At 55.0% G+C, this 22427-nt stretch carries 17 protein-coding genes; 8 read left to right on the top strand and 9 right to left on the bottom strand.

What is annotated here, in order from left to right; translation table 11 throughout:
* Window positions 1-20: 20 nt before the first annotated feature.
* Together RSSM_RS02210 and RSSM_RS02205 are read right to left on the bottom strand one after the other, a co-directional pair.
* Window positions 21-1448 (bottom strand): sodium:solute symporter family transporter, encoded by a 1428-nt coding sequence (locus RSSM_RS02210; RefSeq protein WP_044300680.1) that lies wholly within the window; start codon window positions 1446-1448, stop codon window positions 21-23.
* 50 nt (window positions 1449-1498) lie between these two features.
* The gene (locus RSSM_RS02205) at window positions 1499-1966 is read right to left on the bottom strand and encodes a hypothetical protein (protein ID WP_236620893.1); all 468 of its coding nucleotides are present in this window, start codon (window positions 1964-1966) and stop codon (window positions 1499-1501) included.
* A 211-nt stretch (window positions 1967-2177) separates the two neighbouring features.
* Here RSSM_RS02205 and RSSM_RS02200 point away from each other — a divergent pair, with 211 nt between their 5' ends.
* Window positions 2178-2510, top strand: a complete 333-nt coding sequence (locus RSSM_RS02200; RefSeq protein WP_008674034.1) for a hypothetical protein — start codon at window positions 2178-2180, stop codon at window positions 2508-2510.
* Window positions 2511-2566: 56 nt separating this feature from the next.
* On the opposite strand, the gene RSSM_RS02195 is transcribed toward RSSM_RS02200, so the two are convergent.
* From RSSM_RS02195 to RSSM_RS34055, 4 genes are all read right to left on the bottom strand, one after another.
* Window positions 2567-5407 carry a family 78 glycoside hydrolase catalytic domain gene (locus tag RSSM_RS02195; protein ID WP_144059511.1) on the bottom strand — a complete coding sequence of 947 codons (2841 nt, stop codon included), beginning with the start codon at window positions 5405-5407 and terminating at the stop codon, window positions 2567-2569.
* A gap of 327 nt (window positions 5408-5734) precedes the next feature.
* Window positions 5735-7501, bottom strand: a complete 1767-nt coding sequence (locus RSSM_RS02190) for a sulfatase (protein ID WP_044300676.1) — start codon at window positions 7499-7501, stop codon at window positions 5735-5737.
* 472 nt (window positions 7502-7973) lie between these two features.
* Window positions 7974-9182: a DUF1559 domain-containing protein gene (locus RSSM_RS02180; RefSeq protein WP_008674031.1), complete on the bottom strand. Its 1209-nt coding sequence runs from the start codon at window positions 9180-9182 to the stop codon at window positions 7974-7976.
* Between the two features lie 155 nt (window positions 9183-9337).
* Window positions 9338-9508 carry a hypothetical protein gene (locus RSSM_RS34055; RefSeq protein WP_008674030.1) on the bottom strand — a complete coding sequence of 57 codons (171 nt, stop codon included), beginning with the start codon at window positions 9506-9508 and terminating at the stop codon, window positions 9338-9340.
* A 410-nt stretch (window positions 9509-9918) separates the two neighbouring features.
* Between RSSM_RS34055 and RSSM_RS02175 the strand changes: the two genes are divergently transcribed.
* From RSSM_RS02175 to RSSM_RS02145, 7 genes are all read left to right on the top strand, one after another.
* Window positions 9919-10476 carry a sigma-70 family RNA polymerase sigma factor gene (locus RSSM_RS02175; protein WP_044300667.1) on the top strand — a complete coding sequence of 186 codons (558 nt, stop codon included), beginning with the start codon at window positions 9919-9921 and terminating at the stop codon, window positions 10474-10476.
* Window positions 10476-12308 (top strand): FecR protein, encoded by a 1833-nt coding sequence (locus tag RSSM_RS02170; protein ID WP_008674028.1) that lies wholly within the window; start codon window positions 10476-10478, stop codon window positions 12306-12308. Before RSSM_RS02175 ends, RSSM_RS02170 begins: the two co-directional genes overlap by 1 nt.
* Window positions 12309-12721: 413 nt before the next feature.
* Window positions 12722-14353 carry an arylsulfatase gene (locus tag RSSM_RS02165; protein WP_008674026.1) on the top strand — a complete coding sequence of 544 codons (1632 nt, stop codon included), beginning with the start codon at window positions 12722-12724 and terminating at the stop codon, window positions 14351-14353.
* Window positions 14350-15318, top strand: a complete 969-nt coding sequence (locus tag RSSM_RS02160; RefSeq protein ID WP_008674025.1) for a hypothetical protein — start codon at window positions 14350-14352, stop codon at window positions 15316-15318. The genes RSSM_RS02165 and RSSM_RS02160 overlap by 4 nt, the downstream gene beginning before the upstream one ends.
* 212 nt (window positions 15319-15530) lie before the next feature.
* Window positions 15531-17591: a DUF5722 domain-containing protein gene (locus RSSM_RS02155; RefSeq protein WP_236620891.1), complete on the top strand. Its 2061-nt coding sequence runs from the start codon at window positions 15531-15533 to the stop codon at window positions 17589-17591.
* 202 nt (window positions 17592-17793) lie between these two features.
* Window positions 17794-18372, top strand: coding sequence for a class I SAM-dependent methyltransferase (locus tag RSSM_RS02150; protein WP_173403125.1), 579 nt, complete (start codon window positions 17794-17796; stop codon window positions 18370-18372).
* A gap of 216 nt (window positions 18373-18588) precedes the next feature.
* A complete protein-coding gene (locus RSSM_RS02145) occupies window positions 18589-18948 on the top strand; it encodes a hypothetical protein (protein ID WP_236620890.1) in 360 nt (119 codons plus the stop codon).
* 202 nt (window positions 18949-19150) lie between these two features.
* Here RSSM_RS02145 and RSSM_RS02140 read toward each other — a convergent pair whose 3' ends face one another.
* The 3 genes from RSSM_RS02140 to RSSM_RS33575 form a co-directional block, all read right to left on the bottom strand.
* A complete protein-coding gene (locus RSSM_RS02140; RefSeq protein ID WP_008674020.1) occupies window positions 19151-20044 on the bottom strand; it encodes an NHL repeat-containing protein in 894 nt (297 codons plus the stop codon).
* Window positions 20031-20282: a hypothetical protein gene (locus RSSM_RS34240; RefSeq protein ID WP_201767175.1), complete on the bottom strand. Its 252-nt coding sequence runs from the start codon at window positions 20280-20282 to the stop codon at window positions 20031-20033. Before RSSM_RS34240 ends, RSSM_RS02140 begins: the two co-directional genes overlap by 14 nt.
* 103 nt (window positions 20283-20385) lie before the next feature.
* A partial coding sequence (locus tag RSSM_RS33575) for a hypothetical protein (RefSeq protein WP_044300663.1) occupies window positions 20386-22427 on the bottom strand: 2042 nt, incomplete at its 5' end.

The raw sequence follows: 22427 nt of genomic DNA, 5'->3' as shown, positions 1-22427 counted from the left end.
CCAAAGTGGAAACATGTTGCTCACGCCGCCTCGTCAGCAAGAGTCGAAAAGTCGAACTGGGCCGGCGCAAGCCAAGTCGCCAGAGCAAAAACCACGCCCGACACCGCGGCACCAACGAGTGAGGCAACAAACCAACCGATCGCGAAGTAAGCCCACAGACCCGTAGCCGTTCCGATCGTCATCGCCGCACCGGCCGCCAACGGGCTCGGACGACGGAAATACAGTCCGCCCACGATCGGCCAAATACAACTGCCCACCATCGGCCCGGCGAAAAACAGCACCGTCGCCAACGTGCCCACGTTAGGAAGGGCGACCGCCCAGGAGAGCACACCCAGGAAGATGATTGCAAAACTCGATGCACGACGTTTCGCGGAATCCGACATCGCGTGACCGTCCGGTTTGATGCCTGCACGCTTGGCTTTCGCGATCGGCTCGACCATGTCGTTAACGATCAAATCCGCGGTCGCGGCCAGGAGGCTGTCGATGCTCGACGCGAGAGAACAAAACACCACGACAAAGACCAACAACGCACCACCGGTCCCCAGCAACGTCGCCGCCACCAAAGGCCCAACCGTGTCCGGATGGCTGATCCCAATCCCCAGCGCCGGGGCGGCCAGTCCCAAGAATCCAGCCACAATCGGAACCGGCAGCCAGAGCACACCGCCGAGGGCGTATGCCTTCGGCCCGACGCCTTCTCGCATCGCGAACGCACGGCTCCACCACACGTTGCTGTGAAAGATTTCACCGAACCCAAACAACATATTGTTAAACAACGCCATCAATGCCGCGGGAAAGAACACCGACAACAGCATCGGGCGGTTCGTTTCCAATTTCGAATGCACATCGGCGATATCGATTTGCATCAATACCGCGATCGCAACGACAACCAACCCGATCAGGATGATCAGGCTTTGGATGAAGTCCGTCCCGATCACCGCGTACATCCCGCCGAATAGCGTGTACGTCACACATACCACCACAACCACGGTCATTCCGACCGGATACGGAATCCCGGACAGAACTTCGAGCAGTTTCCCACCCGCCATCGACATCGAGATCAACCATGTGATCGCATAGAAAATTGAAATCAGCAGAAATGGTATCGAGCCCATACTGCCGTAACGACGACGAACAAACTCGACCGCCGTGTAGCCTTTGGGCATGAGTTGGCGAATGCGACCGCTCATGGGAGCAAACGCGAACAAACCAAAACTCGCCGTCGAGTAGGCAACCGCTCCCCAAACGCCCAACTGCAACGCAAACTGCGGCGCCAACATGGTCGTGTTGGAGGTAATCCATGTGGCGACTGCGGTCGCCGTCCCGAGCGCCAACCCGACGTTGCGTCCCGCGACGGCAAATCCGTCATAGGAAGTCGCCCGTCGGCCCCACCATATCCCGAGCGAAACCCACAGAACGCTGAAACACGCGAGCATCACATAGCCGGCCATGGGCGACAACACCGCAGTTGCCACAACCGCCGGACAATCCAAATTCGTGATCACGAGTCCGCCCCCGATCCGCTGGCATCTTGTGATGGAGTCGATGAACGTGTGGCGCCCACAATGATCAATCCAATCATCGCGAGAAAGACAACCAATCCGACTGCAAACGAAGCCCACGCCTGCGACATCGGCCAATGGTGAACTTCAATCACGGCGGGTTGATCGGTCACACCGACCAATACATTGTCAGCCGAAAACGCCTGAATTTCGAATGTGTGTTCCCCATCAGGCAACCCGGAGATGAAGGCTTCCGTCAATGTGCCGTCGTAGTACGAATACCCATCCGCATCGAGGACCTGATAACGCGATGCCCCCTCGATCTCGTTCCACTGCAATGCCTGATAGCCTTCGCGGACGTTTTCGAAACGGGACTGGGCCAACACGATCTCGGCGACCGCTGGGCCGGGAACGGAGCTACTCGGCGGTGCAGAACCTGCCGAATCAAGAGAATTTTCAGGGCTCATTGTTTCCTCCGTTGAAATCAAATCTCCCGACGGATTTTGAGCGGCACCAGACGCATGGTGGCTTCTGAAAACCACTGCCTGACAAAGAAGCACCATCGTTAGACGAAGGATAAGCATACGCATCCGAACGATATCGAATTTTACTCGCAGGAGCCTGTGCGTCTTATTCGGCCAGCGAGAAAAATTGTGGTCTCCCAGTAACTAGGTAAAAATGCGACTAGTCAAAAATGACGAGCAATTTGAAACGAAACGTGTCCCGTTCGCAGAAACAAATCGCGACAGCGATTCCGCCTCGAGCGACAATATTCCCACGCAAAGCCCACGCTCAGCGAAAGCCTACTCGCCAGCGAACCCGAATCTACTTTGCCTTTTCGAGGATAACAGTTCTCACGGTGAGTCGAAACCGGTGTCCTCTCGCGGCCTGGCGTTCACACCCGAGACGCCTCAGATCGCAGGTATCAGCGTCACCTCGACAATCAGCCACAACGCAAATAACGGTGCCACGATGCCGATTCACGATTTTTCGGCGATCTGCGTTTTCTAGCCGGCACACGTGATTCCTGCGCTGGCGCCCGATCTGCTTCACCAGGAAAACAGAGATCACGTTCCGAGGTTTGAACTGAAAATGTAGGTACCGGAGCCGATTTGAAAGAGCGCACGACCATCCTTCGTCCCCATCGCTTCCACACCATTGCGGTTTCGGGCTGTCCCCATTCCCTCGAAAACATCCTCAGGTTTGTCGGTTGGCACGTGAACGATGGCCGAGGTGTTTGGTGGAATGGTGACCGTCCATTGAAAGGTGTTTGCGTCGACTTTCCAATCACTCGTGATCTTGCCGAAGGGACTTTCGTAATGGGCCTTCGCCCACTCCAACTGAGTGTAGCCGTAGGGTTTCAATTTGATTTTCTTGAACCCCGGTGACGCGGGTTGGATGCCGCCTACACATTCGTGGAACCAAACAGCAAAGCCACTTTGCATTGGGTGGTTGAGTGAATGATGGGCAAAGGGTTTCCCCGCGTCATATTTCAAGGGAACCTCTGGCCAAGTTGTGAACCCTTTCTTGAGCATGTAGCCGTATCCGGGAAACGTTTCCTTCCGGATCGCCGCGAAGGCGACATCTTCTGATCCGGATTCGCAAAGTTCCGTATACAGCGAGCGACCGCCGTGAATGCCGACGCTGGCATGGCCTTGATGCTGCTCGACGACTCCGGCCCGCAGCGAGTTGCCGACCTGACCTGCCGTATCGGGCGATGCCAGACCGAAACGCAGAGCAACGGAATCAGCGGTCTGGGATCCGTAGCCTCCGGTCTCAGGATCGAAAAATTCACGGTTGAACGCTTCACGAACCCTGGCGGCGAGTCGTTTGTATTGCTCCGCGTCGTCGGTCTTGCCGAGCTCCTCCGCAAACCTTTCCATGATCCGAACTGTGCCGTAGAAAAACGCTGTGGACGTGAGGTTCGGCGGGCACTCCATTGTCTTGTTACCGCCGGGCGGACACCAATCGCCGTAGCCTCGAACCACGATGCCTTCTTCACTCAAACCGTTGACGTAGCTGATCCAGCGAGCGAGATGATCGTAGTGACGGGTAAAGACATCCGTGTCGCCATAGTAGTTGAACAAACACCATGGCAGAAGAATATACGCAGCTCCCCAGTCAGGCCTAGCTTCCTGGCAGAGTCGCCGTCCAACAGCAATGTTGCAGGGAATCCCAGGTGTCGCCCTTTGCCCCCAATACGTGACGCCACCCCGACCGAGGACCGTTTCAATGTCATCGACAAACTTGGTCCAAAACAGAGCCATATCGTAGTTGTAGATCGCGGTTTCGCCGACGGCATGAGCGTCACCGAGCCAAGCACATTTTTCGCGGTGCGGGCAATCTTCGATGACGCTGTGTATGTTGTCTTCGATCGTCCAGAGCGACGTCTGGTAGATACGGTTGAGTAAAGCATCTGAGCATTCGAACATCCCATGTCGCGGCACATCGGTATGCACGAGGACGCCTGCGAGGAAATCGTCAGCCGGCCTTTCGGTCAGTCCTTCCACTTCGACATAGCGAAAACCGTGATACGTAAACCGCGGCTCCCACGTTTCCATGCCACCCCCCTTGCAGACATAGATGTCTTTTTGCTGCAGCCCAGTCGCGTGACCTCCAGTCGTTGCAGTATCGAGTCTGCTTCCGTCGGGCATCAGGACCTCGGCATACTCCATCGAAATGACCGTACCGGCGGGAGCGCTGATTTGGATCCTGGCCCATCCGGCGATGTTGCGGCCGATGTCGAAGATCCACTTGCCATTTTCGCCTTCGCGGATTTCCTGACACGGCAAGGTTTCCATCCGACGGATTTCAGGCACCATCTGTGCGTTGACCGACTGAGTCGGAGCGGTGACCGTGACGGCATCCCGCCACTGGGAATCATCAAAGCCAGGTCGATTCCATCCGATATGTTCTAACCGCGCGTCATAGGTTTCGCCGCCGTAAACGTTGTCATAAACAACAGGTCCGGTGCTGGATTTCCAAGTTGAATTTGTGCCTATCGCCTCGGTTGATCCGTCGGCATAGTCCAGGACGATCTTGGCCAACAACGCGGGTTCACCATAGCCGAGCTTGGGGGCATGAAAAGCCTGGTCCTGACCAAAGAAACCATTTCCCATCATGACTCCGATCGCGTTACTCCCTTCCTGAAGCAGGCCAGTAATATCGCGAGTCGTGTAGAGTGCTCGCACGTCATAGGTAGTTTGACCAGGACTCAAAACGGCATCGCCCGCGGTCGGTTTTCCGTTCACGGTCAGCTCGCTGTATCCGAGTCCGCAAACATAGGCACGAGCACGGACGAGCCCCGACTTGACCAGCATTTCATTCCTGAACAGCGGCGCCGGATGTGTCTTGGAGTAATCGGGCACAGCCATCTTTTTCGTTTGAACAGGCCGGGCGGCAAGCGACGATTTCCGAAGGTCCGTATCCAGACGGATCCACTGTGCGCCTCGCCAATCACTTTTTTCAGGCAAACCGATTTCCCATTTGGCAACAGGCGACCAATCGCACGGTTGGTCATTTTGGTCCCATACCCGAACCCGCCAGAAACAGGTTTGACGGGCGGCGAGTTTTCCACCCGCGTAACGGATATGGGTGGACCGTTCCGAACTCACTTTACCGGTATCCCAAAGATCTCCTTCGCCTGATCCCAAGCGTTCAGATGAACTGGCAACCTGAATTCGATACGCGGTTTGCCGCACACCACGCTGCTCGCTCGATGCCATCCAACTCAATCGGGGTTTGAGGACATCAATACCGATTGGATTCTCTCGATATTCGCAGCGCAGATTGACCAATTGAACGTCAGGCTTCGGTTGCTCGGATCGGGCGACCGAAACCGTCCCGGCAAGCAATAGGACACCGGTCACCGCAAGGCGGATTGAGTGGAACATTTCGTTGCTGTTCATTTTGTCTTTCAAGCGTTTTTAAGAATGATGTAGCCGATCTCAACGCAACTCGGAGGGCCTGAATTCCGGCGAATCCAGCTACAGGAGTCAGACACGTCAACCATGAAAAATGCTCTCGTATTGCTCAATACAGAAGAGCGATACACGTCATGACCGACAGTAAATGCGATAACAAATTTCGGCATCACACAGACGGCGGTATGCCCATACGGCAGCACAAAAGCGAGCGTAAAACCAATTGACAGCGATTCGTCATCGACGCATAAACATTAGCACTGAACAACGATCAGTAGACGCCGTTTTCAGGTGCGATTGCTTTCCAAAAAACTAATTGGATCTGTTGACGTGAGGTTTCATTCTGTCAGAAATCAACGCAAACCTCGGATCCTCTTTGGTGGTACGGATCGCTCGCGTGTCCCCCAAATATTTGCGGCGCAGGTCGACGAACGGTCGATCGCGAGACTCTTTTGACGGATCGTAGTTGGGATTGATCGCAGGCGTGTATTTGACGTCGACGTTTGCATCGATCCAGTCGTTCAGAACGATGAACAATGCACGAGCCTTCTCCGGCATCGCGGCAGACAATTCGTTCTTTTCATAAGGATCCTCGGCGATGTTATATAGCCTCAGGACTCCCGACCAATCAAAAATCAACTTCCAATCCCCTTTCCGAACCGCGGATGAAGGAGCCGATGGCAAGCCATCTTCGGGATTTTGAACAATCACGTTGAGTGGGTAGTGCCAGAAAAATGTGTCGCGAGGGTATTGGTGCGTGCGATTGCCCGGGTCGTCAAACAGCGGAGCCATACTTCGCCCGTCGATCCCGCCGGGATTGGTATGCTCGAAAACATCGTAGCCGGCCAAATCCAAAACCGTGGGGAAGATATCGTTGCAGTCCACAGGCACATCACTCCACCGACCGCCGTCCACATGGTTCTTCCATCGGACCACCAACGGTACACGGATGCCGCCTTCAAAGTGCAATGCCTTCCCACCCTTGAACGGCGAGTTGTTGGTCGCGACGGGATCGGTGTATGTCACTCCGCCGTTGTCACTCATAAAAATGACTAATGTGTTTTCATCGAGCCCGGTTGCCTCGAGCGTGTCGAGAATTCGACCAACCGAAATATCCAACCGTTTCAACATCGCCGCGTAGACAGGATTGTCGTGACCATTCCAACCACGTGTCGGCTTGCTTTCAAAGTGCGACACATCATCCGCACGTCCATGGAATGGTGTGTGAACGGCAAAGTGACAAAAGTGCAGAAAGAACGGCTTGCCGCCGGACGCCAAAGATTTCGCTCGCCGTTGCAAGAAATTCACTGCATGCTCGGTCAGTTCATCGGTGAGATATTCCTGCCCAAGGTTTCCGCCGGACTTGCCACGCAGCAACTTCGGTTGTGGCGTTTTTGGATACAGCTTTCGACCGCTATCCCACGTCACTCGCCAATTGAAATAGGGCGAACCGCCTTCGTCAAAGTAAGAGATCTCTTCGAACCCCTGATCCGCAGGCTGCCAACCTTGCGAGCCATGACCGCCTAGATGCCATTTGCCAATGAAGGCAGCATCGTGATCTACCATCGCTTCGGCAAGAGTCGTTTCGTCCTGTCCATTGTCCGAAGGCTGGCCCGACGCCAATGCATCGCGAGTGGTGCCGTTGAGCAATGCCTGCTGGATTGGGATCCTGTCTTGCCAAATGAGTGCATCTTGAGCGACGTAGCCCTGCGGCGGCGTAATCGCCTGGTTGTAGAACGTGCGAACGTTTCCACCAACGGCCGTCGTGAACCCCGTTCGCGCAGCATACTTTCCCGTCAACAGGCTGGCTCGCGCCGGTGAGCAGAGATGGCAGGCATAGGCTTGAGAAAACGCGAGCCCTTCCTTGGTCAACCGATCCAGGTTCGGCGTCTCGTAGTACATGTCCGCCGGTTTGGCTTCCGTGAACTTGGTCGCGTACGCATTAACGTCGACAATTCCGAGATCGTCCGCGAGGATCACAATTACATTCGGTCTCGTGTGATCTTCGCCGCTGAACGAAGGCGTGCAAAACGAGGCAGATACAAATACGAGCAGCAGAACTGGAATACGAGTTGTCAAGACTAGCCTACGTTTCGGACAATGCGATAGAGCCATGCGGCGAATCACTCCTGCGGGAGATTAAAAACGGGATCGAAGGTGCGAGCGGAAGCCATGGACATATCGAGATGCGGTGCGGCACGCAGAGGATTCACCTCCCGAGAGCCTTGCCTTTGCTGCCGCAAATTCAGAGTGCTATCCAGATTGGATCCATTCATGTGAACCATTCGTCTCGCGAACAAGGGCCATGCCCACCAAACAACGGTCCACTTGACAAAACAATGGACCCGCCCACGAAACAATTAACCTACGCACAAAACAAATCGGCGCAAAAGCGAGGGGCGCAGATCCAATCGGCATAGAACAAATGGATCCTAAGTCTCGATGCGATCGAACCTGCACCGAAGCACTCGATCCGCAGGCGTGCACAGCAAAAATCGCGGCACGCCTGCGGAAGCCTGTTAGACACCAGAGTCAAACACGAAGAACGTTATTAAAATTCTTCGTCAATCACTTCTTTCGAGGCTCGTGTCCCAAGAGCCCCCCACAGTCCATACGGGCTTTCAGATCCCGGAGGCAGACCGCCACTGAGTTGCACCGTTTTGCTCGCCTGATTCCCCGCTTCGATTGAATCGGTGATGAACTTCACCGCTCCGTCCGACATCAGGACATGCGCCCCCCCTTGGTGTCGGCTACTCGGCGGAAAATTACCGACGTTGATGTGGTTCACTTGCAAACACACTTCATCATTCGGTGGAGAAATCGTGGAGACACCCGTGAAATAAGGACGCCCCAAGGCCCACTGATAACCACGACGCTGTTCTGCGTTCCCATAAAACGCGATCTGAGCAGGGAGCGTCGACATCCAGAACTGCGGTCGTTCTGCGTCTCTGCCTCGCTCACACTTCTGCACATCATTCCATACCGACGCTCCGGCCGTTCGCCGCACACCGCGAGTCCGAACATCGTTATCACCCAAATCGGTCAAGATTTCACCGGCACAGATGGTGTTAGAAAGCCCATCAAGGATATCACGAAATCGCGTGCGTTTTCGCGCAACAAAAACGCCACGACATGACGCTTGAACATCCGCTTCTTTGCCATTGCTGGTACCGTTTTGGTTTTTCGCCCCGTTGGACGTTTCCTTAACAGCATCACCAATGCAACCGGCGTAGTTAGTTCGCCCCTGCGACGGGATCCCCACACCCGGATCAGAGGGACAACGCAGCGATGGAATATTCGTCAACCATGGCTCGTAGCGAGCCACTCCATTTGCCGTCAGTGTCCGGCGAGGATTGGGGCCCATTGGTGGAAAAATGTTTCCACTCACAGGATCGACCAAAGGATTGCTGATCTGCTCCCAAAGAGCCTGCTGTTCGAAGAAGGGAGTCAGCCCGACAAGAAAACTCAACTCCAACGAGTTATTTGTACGCGGCACCTCAGCAGCATTTGTGTTCGCCTGTGATGTTCCCGTGAAGTCAGCGGTCCCTCCCGACTGCATCGGCAACTGGTCGTAGGCAGAGTGATAGTTGTGCATCGCAAGCCCGATCTGCTTAAAATTATTGCTGCAACTCATCCGCCGGGCTGCTTCTCGGGCCGCCTGTACCGCAGGCAATAACAGCCCAACCAAAACACCAATAATGGCAATAACAACGAGTAATTCAACGAGCGTGAACGCCCGCCGTGATCGCGAGAAACTCATAAGAAACTAACCCGAAAAGAGAAACACAAAACACGAACCCAACAACTGAGCTCGACAATACGCAAGAAAAACAAACGCGCGAGCAGCACCAACGCGTCGACACGGCCAAGACAACATGCCCTGAACCGTTTCACCGGCACGGCAGCCTGACCGACTCACTCACCCGTGTCACTTTCGTCGATCACATCGAGCCCGTCATCAACGTTGGGATTGGCCTCGATATAAGCTTCAATAGCGTCCTGTTCTGTGCCATCGGGCCCCGGCTTCGCCTCCCCACACCCACAGAACAACAGCAACAGAGACGCGAACAAAACAGGTTTCAACATCAGAGAAACTCCACTCACGAGGTCTTCTAGAGTCGGGCAAAAGCAAACAGAATCATCGCGATCGGGCCGCATCGGAATCGGGCCGAATCGCCTTCGACTCCTTCCACGAAAAATGGACGAGGCAGCCGAGTCATTAACTTGTTTGCTAGGATCCGCAGAATCTCTCACGCAGTTTTCAATTTTCGCATTTTTTAATGAGAGTCACACACTCACAGATGCGGCCAAAAGAAACCAAACTCAAACGTTCGACTCGCAATCGCTCGCTCAAATTGCTCTTTGGACAATGGTGCTCGACAGGGTAGAGCTCCGCGAAAAAGCCGAGCTTCCCCGCCCAAGTTCACAATGCATTTTCGATTTTGAGGTGAGATTCCAATCCGAGAGGCAAACACTAGATCGAGGAGAAACAATCAGTGCCGCATTCAGATCCAGTAAAACAGGCCGTTCGTCAGGTGCTCGCAGGAGACACGGACGCGTTTCGGTTGCTTGTACGGGAATACCGGCTGATGATCCGTAGTTACGTAGGCAGCCAATTGCATCGCAGTGACGAGACAGACGATCTTTCCCAAGAAGTATTCATGAGTGCGTATCGCAACCTCGACCAATTCGATCTTGATGGCGACTTCGGAGCTTGGCTCCGAGGAATCGCACGCAACAAATTGCTGATGTATTTCCGAACAACGCAGCGTCGATCGCAGCGAGAATCGAAGTTCCGGGAGGAAGTGGCACAACTACTCGAACATGACCTAGAGAAAATATTCGTCCGCCAGAACAACTTCGCGATCGAGGCGCTCCTGCGTTGCATCAGCAAACTGCCTGATCGAATGCGACATGTGGTTCGAGCGGGCTTGGAAGGAACCAAAGCTGCCGCATTGGCGGAAGAGCTCTCGACATCGCTGGGAGCCATTTACAACCTAAACTATCGCGCCAGTAGCCTGCTTCGCGAGTGTGTCAAAGCGGAGATCGGATAATGGATCAAGACCTGAGAATCTTGCTGGCCGCATGGCTATCGGGGGAGTGGGACGATGCTGAAATGGCCCCCGCTCTACAACGATTGAGGACAGACCGTTCGTTACGTCAATCTCTGGCCGAAGAGTTGGCCATGCTCAGCCAAACGCGAGCGGTTCAGGCCAGCGAGCCACGGTGGTTGAAGCTAGAGGATGCGTTAGGGGCCGCTTTAGAACATGGGGACGACGACGCGGTGTTCGAATCTCGTGTGATGGCGGGTTTGTCTCAGATCGCCCCGAGGTATCGATCGCGACGCAAATGGTTTGCGGTGGCTGCACTCGTGTCGACAGCGGCCGCTATCGTCGCTTTCGCTCTTCTTCCCGGATGGCTTGCCAAGCAGGGCATCGAAGGTGAAAACGCATTTGCTCGCCAACAAGGTCCCCCCCCCATTGAAATCGTTCCAGAAAACCAAGGCGGCACGAACGCCCAGCCCCGGCGGCCGCTCGGCGGGGTCAAACTAGTTTCTCACTCGAGAACGTCCGCGGTCGCCGTCCTCAGCCAGGCCGTCAACGCTCAATGGAGCGGTAAAAATCGCCCCGTCGCGGGGGAAGGTCTCGAACTCGGTGACCTAGTCCTTCGCCGTGGTGCCGTGCAAATCGAATTCCTCTCAGGTGTCCGTTTGCTGCTGCAGGCTCCCGCCAATATTGAGCTTCGTGCAGCCGATGAAGTACTCATTCGATACGGCGCAGCGAGCTGCTTCGTGACGGACATGGGACACGGGTTCCGAGTGCTAACCAAATCGATGGAAGTTGTAGATCGTGGGACGGCGTTTAGCATTGACGTCAAACTAGGCGGTAACCCGGAGGTTCATGTGACCGAAGGCTCCGTTGAAATCAAATCCCCCCAACACGAAACGCACAAAGTGCACGAAATGCACGCGATTCGAATGAGTGAGAATGGGCCCGAGGACATCGAGTACTCTCCCGATCGATTCCTCAAAACGTCAGTCATTCGTGGGCGACAAAATGCCATCGCCCGACGTCGATACAACGCCTGGAAAGAATACGCGCACACATTGAGCGCCGATCCGTCGGTCCTCCTGCACTACACATTCGAGGAGAACGATCCAAGTGCGTTGGAGTTGACCAACGTGGCAAGGGATCCATCACGAGCAACCGACGGAGTAATCATTGGGTGCCAATGGGATCGTGGCCGGTGGCGATCCAAGAGAGCACTGCTTTACCGCAATGCGAGCGATCGGGTGCTGTTCCAGGTACCGGGGGCATTCGACAAAGCGACCTTCCTGGTTTGGGCTCGTGTCGACGCGATCACCCAAGAAACAACATCGCTATTGATGACCGAACACCCTGGCCGCAGGGCGTTGTTTTCGCCAGCCGATGATCAATCGATCAGCGAAGCGATGGAACGACGCAGCAAAACGACCGTGGAAACCGTTCGATGGGAATTGGCACACCACACGAACAACGTGCTGTTCAGCGTCGGACACGGCATCAAGGAAAGCGACTATGACAAACTCGCAGTCGACCATCCATACACACGTTCGGATCGTTGGGGGACCTGGGCATGCATGGGCGTCACCTGTGACGCGAAAAAACGTACGGTGACCCATTACCTCAACGGTCAACCAATCGGTACAGGACAGTTCAAACGCGCCGAACCTCTGCTACTCGACTTCATGGAACTCGGCAATTTCGGGACGACCGTTGAAGAACTGGAAGAAACCGGCGGCTCGGCTCAACGTCGCTTCTTTGGTGCCATTGATGAACTCGTGATCGCCGACCGCGTGTTCGATGAGTCTGAAATCAAAGCGTTCTGGGAAAACGGAAAACCTTGAGTAGTGCAGTTCGCTGAACATGAAATACCAGCGACGCAAAACGTCGCCATTGGTTTCTCCGCGTTAAACTCAGAATCAACGTTGGCATCGGGATCACGGCCCTGAACCGCCCCGCCATGTTGTACGTCGGATGCATCCGTTCGCCCAAAACCCTACCGCCGAGATCCCGCCGTTCGCGAATGACATCCTACGAAATCCGCAAAACAACGCGGCCAACGGCATGCAACCACAAAGAGAACCAGCGAGAAACCACGCCCTCCCACTCGCTGTTTATGTCGCTGCGTTAACGACGAACCGGCTCTGATAACGCCGGTCTGCGCCGACTACTGCACCGTTCAATATGGCGGCCGTCAACTCCTATCGAAACACACGTTTCCACCAAACATCTCGCTATCGAAAAAAGGATTACACGCGTGCCCACACCAACGATCGCCGTTGCCTTCGCCATCATCAGTCTGGTGTTCTCGGTGAACCACGCTCACGCGGAACAGCATCCCAACATCATTTTGATTTTGGCCGACGACATGGGCTACTCCGACCTCGGTTGCTACGGCAGCGAAATTGCGACACCCAACCTCGATCGACTCGCTCATGGTGGCGTTCGTTTCACTCAGTTCTACAACTCATCCAAGTGCGAACCGACGCGTGCGTCATTGATGAGCGGACAATACTGGCAAGATACAGGCTTCGGCGTCAAACGCGGTCAAACCATGGGCGAAGCGATGAAACAAAGAGACTACGCGACGTTCGCGGTCGGGAAATGGCATCTTGACGGGAATCCGGTAGACCGAGGATTCGATCGTTATTTCGGACATCTTGCCGGAGGCAGCCACTACTTTCGCGTTGCCGCTTCCCAGCGACTCAACCATGACGTTTTCAGACAACCACCCGGCGATGACTTTTACATGACCGACGCCAACGCGGACTACGCGATCGAGTTTATTGATGAACTACGGCAGGAAGACGAGAACAAGCCATTCATGATGTACCTCGCATTCAACGCCCCCCATTCACCGTTGCATGCGTTGCCCGAGGACATTGCGAAGTACCGCGATACCTATCGAGCCGGTTGGGACATCATTCGTCAGCAGAGACACAAAAAACAGATCGATATAGGGATCACCAAAGAACAATGGAAATTGCCTCCTCGAGACCCGAGCGTTCCCGCATGGGAAACGCTCAGCCAGCGAGAAAAGGATTTTGAATCAACCCGAATGGCGATCTACGCGGCAATGGTGGATCGAATGGACCAGGCCATTGGACGCGTCCTCGACCGGGTCAAAGAACACGGCGAAGAAGACAACACGCTAGTGATTTTTTTGAGCGACAATGGTGGCAGCGCGTCGGATCCCTCCATCGCGCCCAAAACGGTCGAAGGATTACTCGGCGAAAACGGAGCGGGAAAAAATGGTTACTGGGTCGGCGTCGGATGGTCGAACGTCAGCAACACTCCCTTTCAACGATACAAGTGTGAGATGGGGAACGGCGGCATTCTGACCTCATGCGTGGCGTCATGGCCGTCGGTGATAACGACCGGCGGTCGTCTGATCGATGAACCAGCACACATCGTTGACCTAATGGCTACGATCACGGACGTGGCAGGTACACCAATCTCCGAAACAGCATCGGAGAAACTTCCCGGATTGAGCCTTCGACCGTTGCTCACCGGCAGTCCGCGTGCATCTCACGACGCGTTGTACTTTCATCTCTTCCACAATCGAGCGATCATTGCCGACGGGATGAAATTGGTTAGCAACTGGGACTCGCCTTGGGCGTTGTACGACATGAACGCCGACCGTACCGAACAGAACGATCTCGCCAGCCTACGTCCCGAACTCGCCGTGAGTCTTCAAAAGCGTTGGGAAAGTTGGTACGCCGATGTCCCGGAGAAGCGTTGGAATCCATCCACGGGCGAACCACGATATCGACGGATGGATGACCCTGAAGAGTCCTACAACCGTCGAACGGGCAACGGTGATGAAATCATCGTGGTCAAATGGTCCGAAGCCTCTCAACCACGTAAGAAGCAGATAGCACCGAAATGAAAACGTTGACATTCACAGCACTGGGCATGTGCCTCGCATTCATTTGCGCCGGCATGACGGTTGCAAACGAGCCGGCCCCCGTCGACCTGCTGACGATCGAAGACGACAAAGTGAAGGTTGGGATCGATCGGCGAAAAGGAGGCGCGATCACTTGGCTGTCGTCGAGCCAATATCCCAAAAACATCGTCAACATCGCCGATCCCGGGCGACTGATTCAGCAATCGTATTACGCCGGGCGAGCAATCGACCGCACAGCTGATGGGCAAAATCAAGCGTGGAGCCCCTGGTCATGGAACCCGATCCAAGGTGGCGGAGTCGGGAGCACGGGCGACCAAGGTAGCTGGGCACGGGTGACAACATTTCGCAAAGACGCCGATGGCCTCTACTCCGAAACCATCCCCAAACTATGGGACATGCCCAACGAGGAAGCGAGCGCGTTGATGCGTCAGTGGACAACGCTGCAACCCAACATGACCGGTGTCGTGTGCGTGCAATGCGAGTTCCAAACGATGCGTAAGGTAGGCGATCGTTGGGGCGGCGTTACCAACAATCCGCAAGAACTCCCCGCCTGTTATTTCACGCGTAATTTTTCGGACATCCGCAGCTATCTCGGCAACGGCGATTGGAGATCCGAACACCAACCGCCCGGCCCGCCATGGGGCAAAACGAATCCACCACTCAAAGCGATGGCAATGTTCGCTCCGTCCGGCCAAGGAGTAGCCATCTACTCGCCGACGTCAGGATCAACATGGAACTTTGGCCCACACGGCGCCAAACTATTGAAGCGTCCCGACGATGGCCCTTGCATGCACGTTGCACCGATCGACCGAGTAAGATTAAGCCACGCGTGCACCTTTCGATATCGATATTGGCTGACCGTCGGAACCGAATCTGAGATCGCAGAACGTCTCGACATCTTGCGAGCAAAGTATTCATCCGAAACGTCGGAAGTCGCCCATCGCTGACCGATACTGAACAGGATGTGATCCCGAACAGGATGTGCGGTAGTCCGCACCACGCCTTCCTACCTTCCCGAGCCTCAAGGCCTCCTACCTCACGGCTCTCCCACCATACAGCCATCCCACCACACGGCCCGCCATCCATGTTTCGAACCTGCCTTGCGCTTTGTGCAATCGTTCTATGCAGTGAACTCTTCGCCGAGCAAATCCAATGCGATTTGAGAGTCCCGAACAAAACCAATCGAGAGAATGTTCAACTCAACAACGGAACAGTTGAAATTCACGGCTCCGCTTTGATTGAAATCGTTCCGCAATCGAAAGTCAGTGAAGGCGATTGGGCGATCGAATTCGAAACATTCTGCGTCGGCGGCGTGGAACAAATGACGCTGGCACCTGTGTTTGGCAAATCGACCTCGCCTGACTCGGCATCCGAAGACGCGACCCCTGAAAACCAAACCTCGACTCCACGATCGCTGCCACCGTTCATGCACAGCGAAACGTTTCGTCCGCATGTCGCGATTCTCGAAGAGTCAAAAGGTTTTCATCTCGCCGGTGTGGACGTCTTGCGTCTGGACCTGATGATGAAAGGCGACGCGGCGCTTCAAATCCGCAACGTTCGCCTTCGCCGCCCTCAAGAGAGCGACCTTGAGACAGACGATCACTTCTCCGCCTACGCGGCGGACCCTGAGTTGTTGAACGCGTATCTCTCGCGCACCTTCGCCAGCAAGATCACCGGCGTCAACGTCGGCATATCGGACATCCAGATCACCGGCACCGTATCGAACCACCGAACCGGAGTAACGCTCGGTGACATCCCCATGGAAACTCTCCTGGGCGACGAATCACCGTATCGCGAACTCATTGACATCGATATTCAAAACGACGGATCCTTCGACGTCAGCGTACCTCGCACCACACTCGTCGAAGGTCGAAGAGTGGACCGCCTCACCGATCGATGGCAACTCTTTCACGACGGCCCCTCGGGGAACGTTGCGATCAGTCACGCACACTACGCCGACACAGTCGCATGCCGTCATTCAGAATTGCCACCGGCAAAACCGAGTTCCAAAAAAGGTTTGGGTGGATGGTCGGCTCAACGCAGTCGCGCGTTACAGAACGAACTCAAGGACTTAGGTATCACCGCCGTCACCGTAAACGTCTCGGGGCTGCACCAATACGTCTCCACGCGCCCGCACCCGAATCACACCCAATTCAGTTGGCAGGGACGCGACTACTACGCGAACGAACGAGCACTCCAAAAACTCGACTTAACGTTCCGCGAAGCGGCAGAGAACAACGTGATGGTTTCGGCCATCCTGCTAATCAGCAATCCTGACAACTCTCGTGATGAAGACCTTCAACGACTCCGACATCCTGACGCTGATCCGAGCGGAGTGTATGCAATGCCCGCTGTCACTTCTTCGGAAGGAATCGATTACTACGGCGCGATTCTCAACTTGATGGCCGAACGTTGGTCTCGCGACGACGGCATCCATGGCCGCGTGCATCACTGGATCGTGCATAACGAAGTCGACTTCGGCTGGGTCTGGACGAACGCAGGTCGCAAATCGGATCTCGCGTACATGGATCTCTACCAACGCTCGATGCGCATGACCGACTTAATCGTTCGGCAATATGATCCGCACGCGAGAACCTGGATTTCACTGACTCATCATTGGGCAGAACGAGGTAACGAGTACGGCTATGGTTCCAAACGCATGCTCGATCTGCTCGTGCAGTTTTGTCAAACCGAAGGCAACTTCCCTTGGGGGCTGGCCTACCATCCGTACCCACAGAGCCTTTTTCATCCGAGGACGTGGCAGGACCATCTAGCGACGTATCAGTTCGACACACCCAAAATCACTCCGAAGAATCTCGAGGTTCTTGATGCCTACATGAAACTGCCTAAGAACCGATATCATGGCTCCGTCCGCCCGGTTCATCTATCCGAGAACGGTTTCAATTCCAAAGACTACTCCGACGCGGCTCAGCAAGATCAAGCCGCCGGCATGGCACTCGCCTGGAAGAAAATTCAATCGCTCTCATCGATTGAGGTTTGGCACTATCACAACTGGATCGACAACCGACACGAAGGTGGCCTGCGGATTGGCCTACGCAAATTCCCTGATGACCAGAACGACCCTCTCGGTAAAAAGCAAATTTGGAATCTCTACCGGGCACTGGGAACGACGCAAGAAGACGCCGTGGCGGATCGGTACCTGCGATTGATCGGCGTTGACTCGTGGGAAGAGATTCTCCATCGACAAAAAATTCAATAGTTCGCCCACAGGCACGGTCGCTTGCCCCATCCCACCTGTCGACTGTCGGTCAGCGATCGGGGTGCCGCGGCATCATGCGCGGCGTGAAAGAAACCCTGCCCCTGTCGTCTGAGAAAAGTATTATGTACGAAACTCAAAGCCGCCGTTGCCGGCGAGTCGCCTGACTCCTCGGCCTTGCATTCCGTTCTCGCCGGTTACCGTCATGCCGATACTGTCAAAAGCGAAATCGTTGCTGTCATCCGTCCAATTCAATCTGAAGGTGCAGTCGTTGCCCGACCGTGTTTACCTGCGGGAGGTGATGCTGCCATCGATGGCGAAGATGAAACCGGAAAACGTCCTTCTGGCAGGAACTCGTCGATACACGCGTCGCTATCCGGCGTTCTTCGCCCCAAACGATACAATCGTGTGGACATTGGATTTTGCCCCATCGGCAGCCCGTTTCGGGAACGGACGTTTTCATCGAACCGGCGACCTTTGCGAAGTCGACAAAGTATTCGAGTCCGTCCGTTTTGATGTCATTCACCTCAATGGCATCCTGGGGTTTGGTATCAACACCCCGGATCAAATCGAACAGATGATCGAGGCATGTCACCGCGCTCTCATTCCCAGTGGTCACATCATGATCGGATGGGACTCCGATCGCACGACCGATCCTGCCGAGAACCCGACGATTATCTCCCGATTCGAACATTCTAAGTTCGCCGAACTTCCGGCTCGTTACGCGGTAACCGGTCTCGACGGTTACGACCACGTATTCGATTGGTTCCGCCGGATCGATTGATGCGTCGGGGCGGAGGTCAACTCACCGAGCGTCGCAGGAAAATTCTGGTGCTGTCCGCTGCCCGCTGAAGACACAACTCGGTCGTTCATCCACCAGCCTCTCGTCATGAGGAAGAAACTCAACGCGTTCGACAGTTTTGCCGATCCCGGCATCCTGATTGCACATCTCTCAATCGGCAACGTTGCCGCAATCGAGACATGAATCAGGAGAACAATTATGAGTACCGCAACTGCATCCAAACAAGAATGCATCCAGAACTGCCAAGAGTGCCAAACCATCGTCAGCGATATGTTAACCGCGACGTGTTTGGCCGAAGGTGGCGACCACGTTGAGCAAAAACAACGTCAAACTGATGCTCGACTGCATCGCTGCATGCAACGCGTGCGTCGGATTCATGAGCCGCAACAGCGACTACCACGCTCGCTACTGCAAAGCGTGTGCGGAAATCTGCAAGGCGTGCGCGGACAGTTGCGAGCAAGTCGGCGGCATGGACAAGTGCGTCGAATGTTGCCGCAAATGCGAAGAAAGCTGCAGCTCGATGGCAGCCTAGAAATCCCACACTGTTTGCAGCCTTAGACCACCTAGTTTTCAGGTAGCGAAACTCGCCAAGAGTTTCGGCAGGCCTCGCGGATCGCCGAAAATCTTGGCGATTCTCGCGACGCCTTTGAACCTGAAAAGCAGGCGTCGACTCGCCACAATCCTTTGCATACCTTGTTTGAGCTTGTACCGTCAATCGATGTCGTGCTCGTCACTGTGAACCGGCATCGTCGCTACGATGTCAAACCCGTTCCAACTTTACCGGCGGCGTCTTTTCGCCGTTCCACTGGCAGACGTAGACGTTCTCGTCGTCATCAATGCAGACGTCGTGGCCGTGATAGAACGTCTTCTCGGCATCTTGCTGCACCGGTTGCAGAACATCATCTTTGTAAACCGGCTGCTCTCCACCGGGACAAGAGACAACGCGATCATTCTTGTCCATCACCATCGTGAACCCCGATTGATACAACCACGGTTTGGGCACCTTGACCGCGCCGAACTGATGGCTCCAGCAAACCCCGGCGTGGACATGGTCACCGTGGATGACGGGGCGGCAAATCTGCAAGTTCGCGAGGTTCACCGTCTTGAGCCATTTGCCGTCGAGAGTGAAGTACTTAAACGCCTTCTGACCACGACTGGTCACGATCAACTTCGGATCGGCGGGGTCGCGAGTGTCGACCGCGATGCCGTGCGCGTTGGCGAGGTTGTAGTTCTTGTCTTCATTGTTGCGTCCTCCGAATTTTTGGATGAAGCGTCCGTGCTGATCGTACCGGAGGATATAGTCCGATCCGTATCCGTCGGCGACGTAGATATCACCATTGGGGGCCACCGCCGTCTCGGTCGGCTGGAACCCCATATTGGGTTTGTATTCCCCAATCGTCATCGGGTGTCCGATCGTAAAGATCATTTTCCCGTCCATGGTCATCTTTGCGACGTAACCGTTTTGCCGCACCATTGCGACACCGTCATCGAGGCTGCGAGCCCAACCGCTCTCGCTGACAAAAAGGACGTCATCGGTCCCCTCGTTGGCCAACGTCAGCCCATGCCCGCCGGGCCAATACGTGCCCCAGCTATCGAGAACCTTGCCGGACTTATCAAACACAATGATGTTGTTTCGTGGGTCATCGCCAATCATTACCAACCGCCCCTTCCGAGTCCTGCACCATCTCATGGCAGTTGTCGAGATGAACTTGGAATGGGTTGATCTGCGCCCAGTCCTTGTGGACGCGATAGCGAAAATCGCCGTGGCCGATCACGTCATCATCCTTTGACGTGTTCGCCGCCCCATGTAGCGGAGTGGCTGTACGAGCCGCTAAGAATGTTGCGGCGGATGCGAGAACACTGGTTGCGAGAAAAGATCGTCGATCAGACATAGTCGGTAACGTAAAACTGGAGCGAGCAAACATAACGGGTGGACGCCGCACTATATCACATCCGCTTCATTCGCAATCGGCAAGGCAGCGGCTCAGTTGCCCGTCACTCGTTCGGATCACCGCGTGATTCCGGTACGTCCGAAAGTTCATCGTCGTTGATGACAACCTCGGTGACCGTGGGCCATCTTCGACGCAGTGACGCCTCGTTTTCGCCGACCAACACGCATCCCTCGAGGTGCAACGATTCCAACGGTGTCGGCAGAAGGTCCAAAGTTGCGGCATCAAGCATGAATCCTCGTAACACGACTCGGTAAGCGTTCTTGAGGGACGTCAACGACGCCAATCGCCTGCGAGACTCCTCCGCAGAGAGAACCTTCCGCGGTTGATTGCGGATCCCCGATTGGCTGCTGAGTTGTAACGTCCCCCATATCGAACGATCCGGTGGCGTTCCGAGTTCCATCTGTTCGCATTGCGAGACGTCGACACAGACAGAATTGATATCGTTCTCACCGGTGATCTTCAGTGATACGAGACGCGCCTCGTGATAGCTAACGTCATCGAAGTATCCGTTCACTAACTGCAAACGGGGGGCTGATGATATCGACACCGCGAACTTCTGATAATTGTCGAGCGTCACGGTCTTGAGCTGCGGTGCATTGGGAAAAATCAGTTCACTGACCGAATCGGGGATCTCACCGACCGAGTTCCGAGCGCGCACGCTTAAAAGGTTTTCACAACCATGAAATACGAACCGCGAATCAACGTGGTCGGGAACAGTGAGCTCTATCGATTCAATGTTCTCACCAATCCGGTGCTCCCCACCTTTCGATACGAGTTCCATGTCATAGAGCCCGCGTTGATCCCAAGGCCGTCTTCGGTGACTCGAATATCCCCTCCATCTGTATGTTCGCGATTTACTCTTCTCGTCAATACGAATGGAATTGATGAGTCGCCTCGCAACGAGTGTTTCGACCGCGTCGGAAGGAATGTTGCAGTTCGAAAACGTCACCGCGAGTAGGTTGTCGTTGTTGGCAAGTTTTTCAACTTGGTCCGGTGTGATTTTGCAGTTTTCAAACTTGAGATAACGCAGCGGAAAACTGCTAACGACCTCGTCGATCACGTCTACGGCTGCATTGGTGAGAGTCACATGGGAAGGCAAGCCACGTTCGAGTCGCCCACTCGTGCCACGCCACGAGGTGTCCATGGCCTGTGCGATCGATTCGAATAACCCGAGCCTCGGATATTGATCATAATCTTCGATAGCGAGGCCAGGAATGGACGCGTAACGAAACTGCCTCCAATAGACAGCACCGAAAACCGAGTGCGCCAACATTGCCAATAGGAAGAACCCGAGTGCGTAGCGGCCGATCTGAATACCACGGGGTGTGAGTGTCCTTCGTATCCACGCGATGGGAAAGACGAGTAAGAACGTGATCACGACCAGAGCGATATCGATTAGCAGCGGGAGTGTTTGGAAACGAACGGTCTGCCAAATTTCGGGTTCCGTCCAATACCACGCCGCGTCTGTCGGTTCAATTTGCGTCACAACCCAATAGGTGAACGGCCATCCGCCAATCCGGTATCCGAGGTCATCACCGTGCATGTATCCGACGACTTGCGTGAACGGATATAGCATGATGGCTGCGAGCATGACGACCAACGCGATTCCGCCAAACAACTGACCCGACGCACCGAAAATGCGTTGCCCTCGCGATTGCGGGAGGACTCCCGTTTCGGCACCCGTTGATTCATCGGTGTTCCCTGGTTCGCGTTGATCGACGGTTGAATCGGAGAGCGACGGCAAGGTGAGGACCACGCCACAACGCCGACAAATGATCGGAAACAAAGCCACAAACATCATGGAGGTGATCGCCGTCTCACTCCGCAGTTCATTTCGGTAAAGCAAGGTGAACCATGACGCGTCCTCAAACCACGTCTGCCGTAGCGACTCCATCGCTTGTATCAGTAGTTTGATTCCGATTAGGCCGCCGACCCAAACGCAGAGAAAGTTCGCGAACATCATCGACCGACTGCACCGAGCATTAATCCGCATCGCGATCAGCCCGGCGAATGAAAACGCCAGCGTGATGGCGAGATCCCATACCGGCGCGTGCGACCACCGGAATGTTTCGCGTGAGATTCCTG

The sequence above is a fragment of the Aporhodopirellula sallentina SM41 genome, from assembly GCF_000346505.1.
GTDB lineage: Bacteria > Planctomycetota > Planctomycetia > Pirellulales > Pirellulaceae > Rhodopirellula > Rhodopirellula sallentina.
Note: the sequence above shows the minus strand (reverse complement) of the source record. Positions and strands in the feature narration are given on the sequence as shown.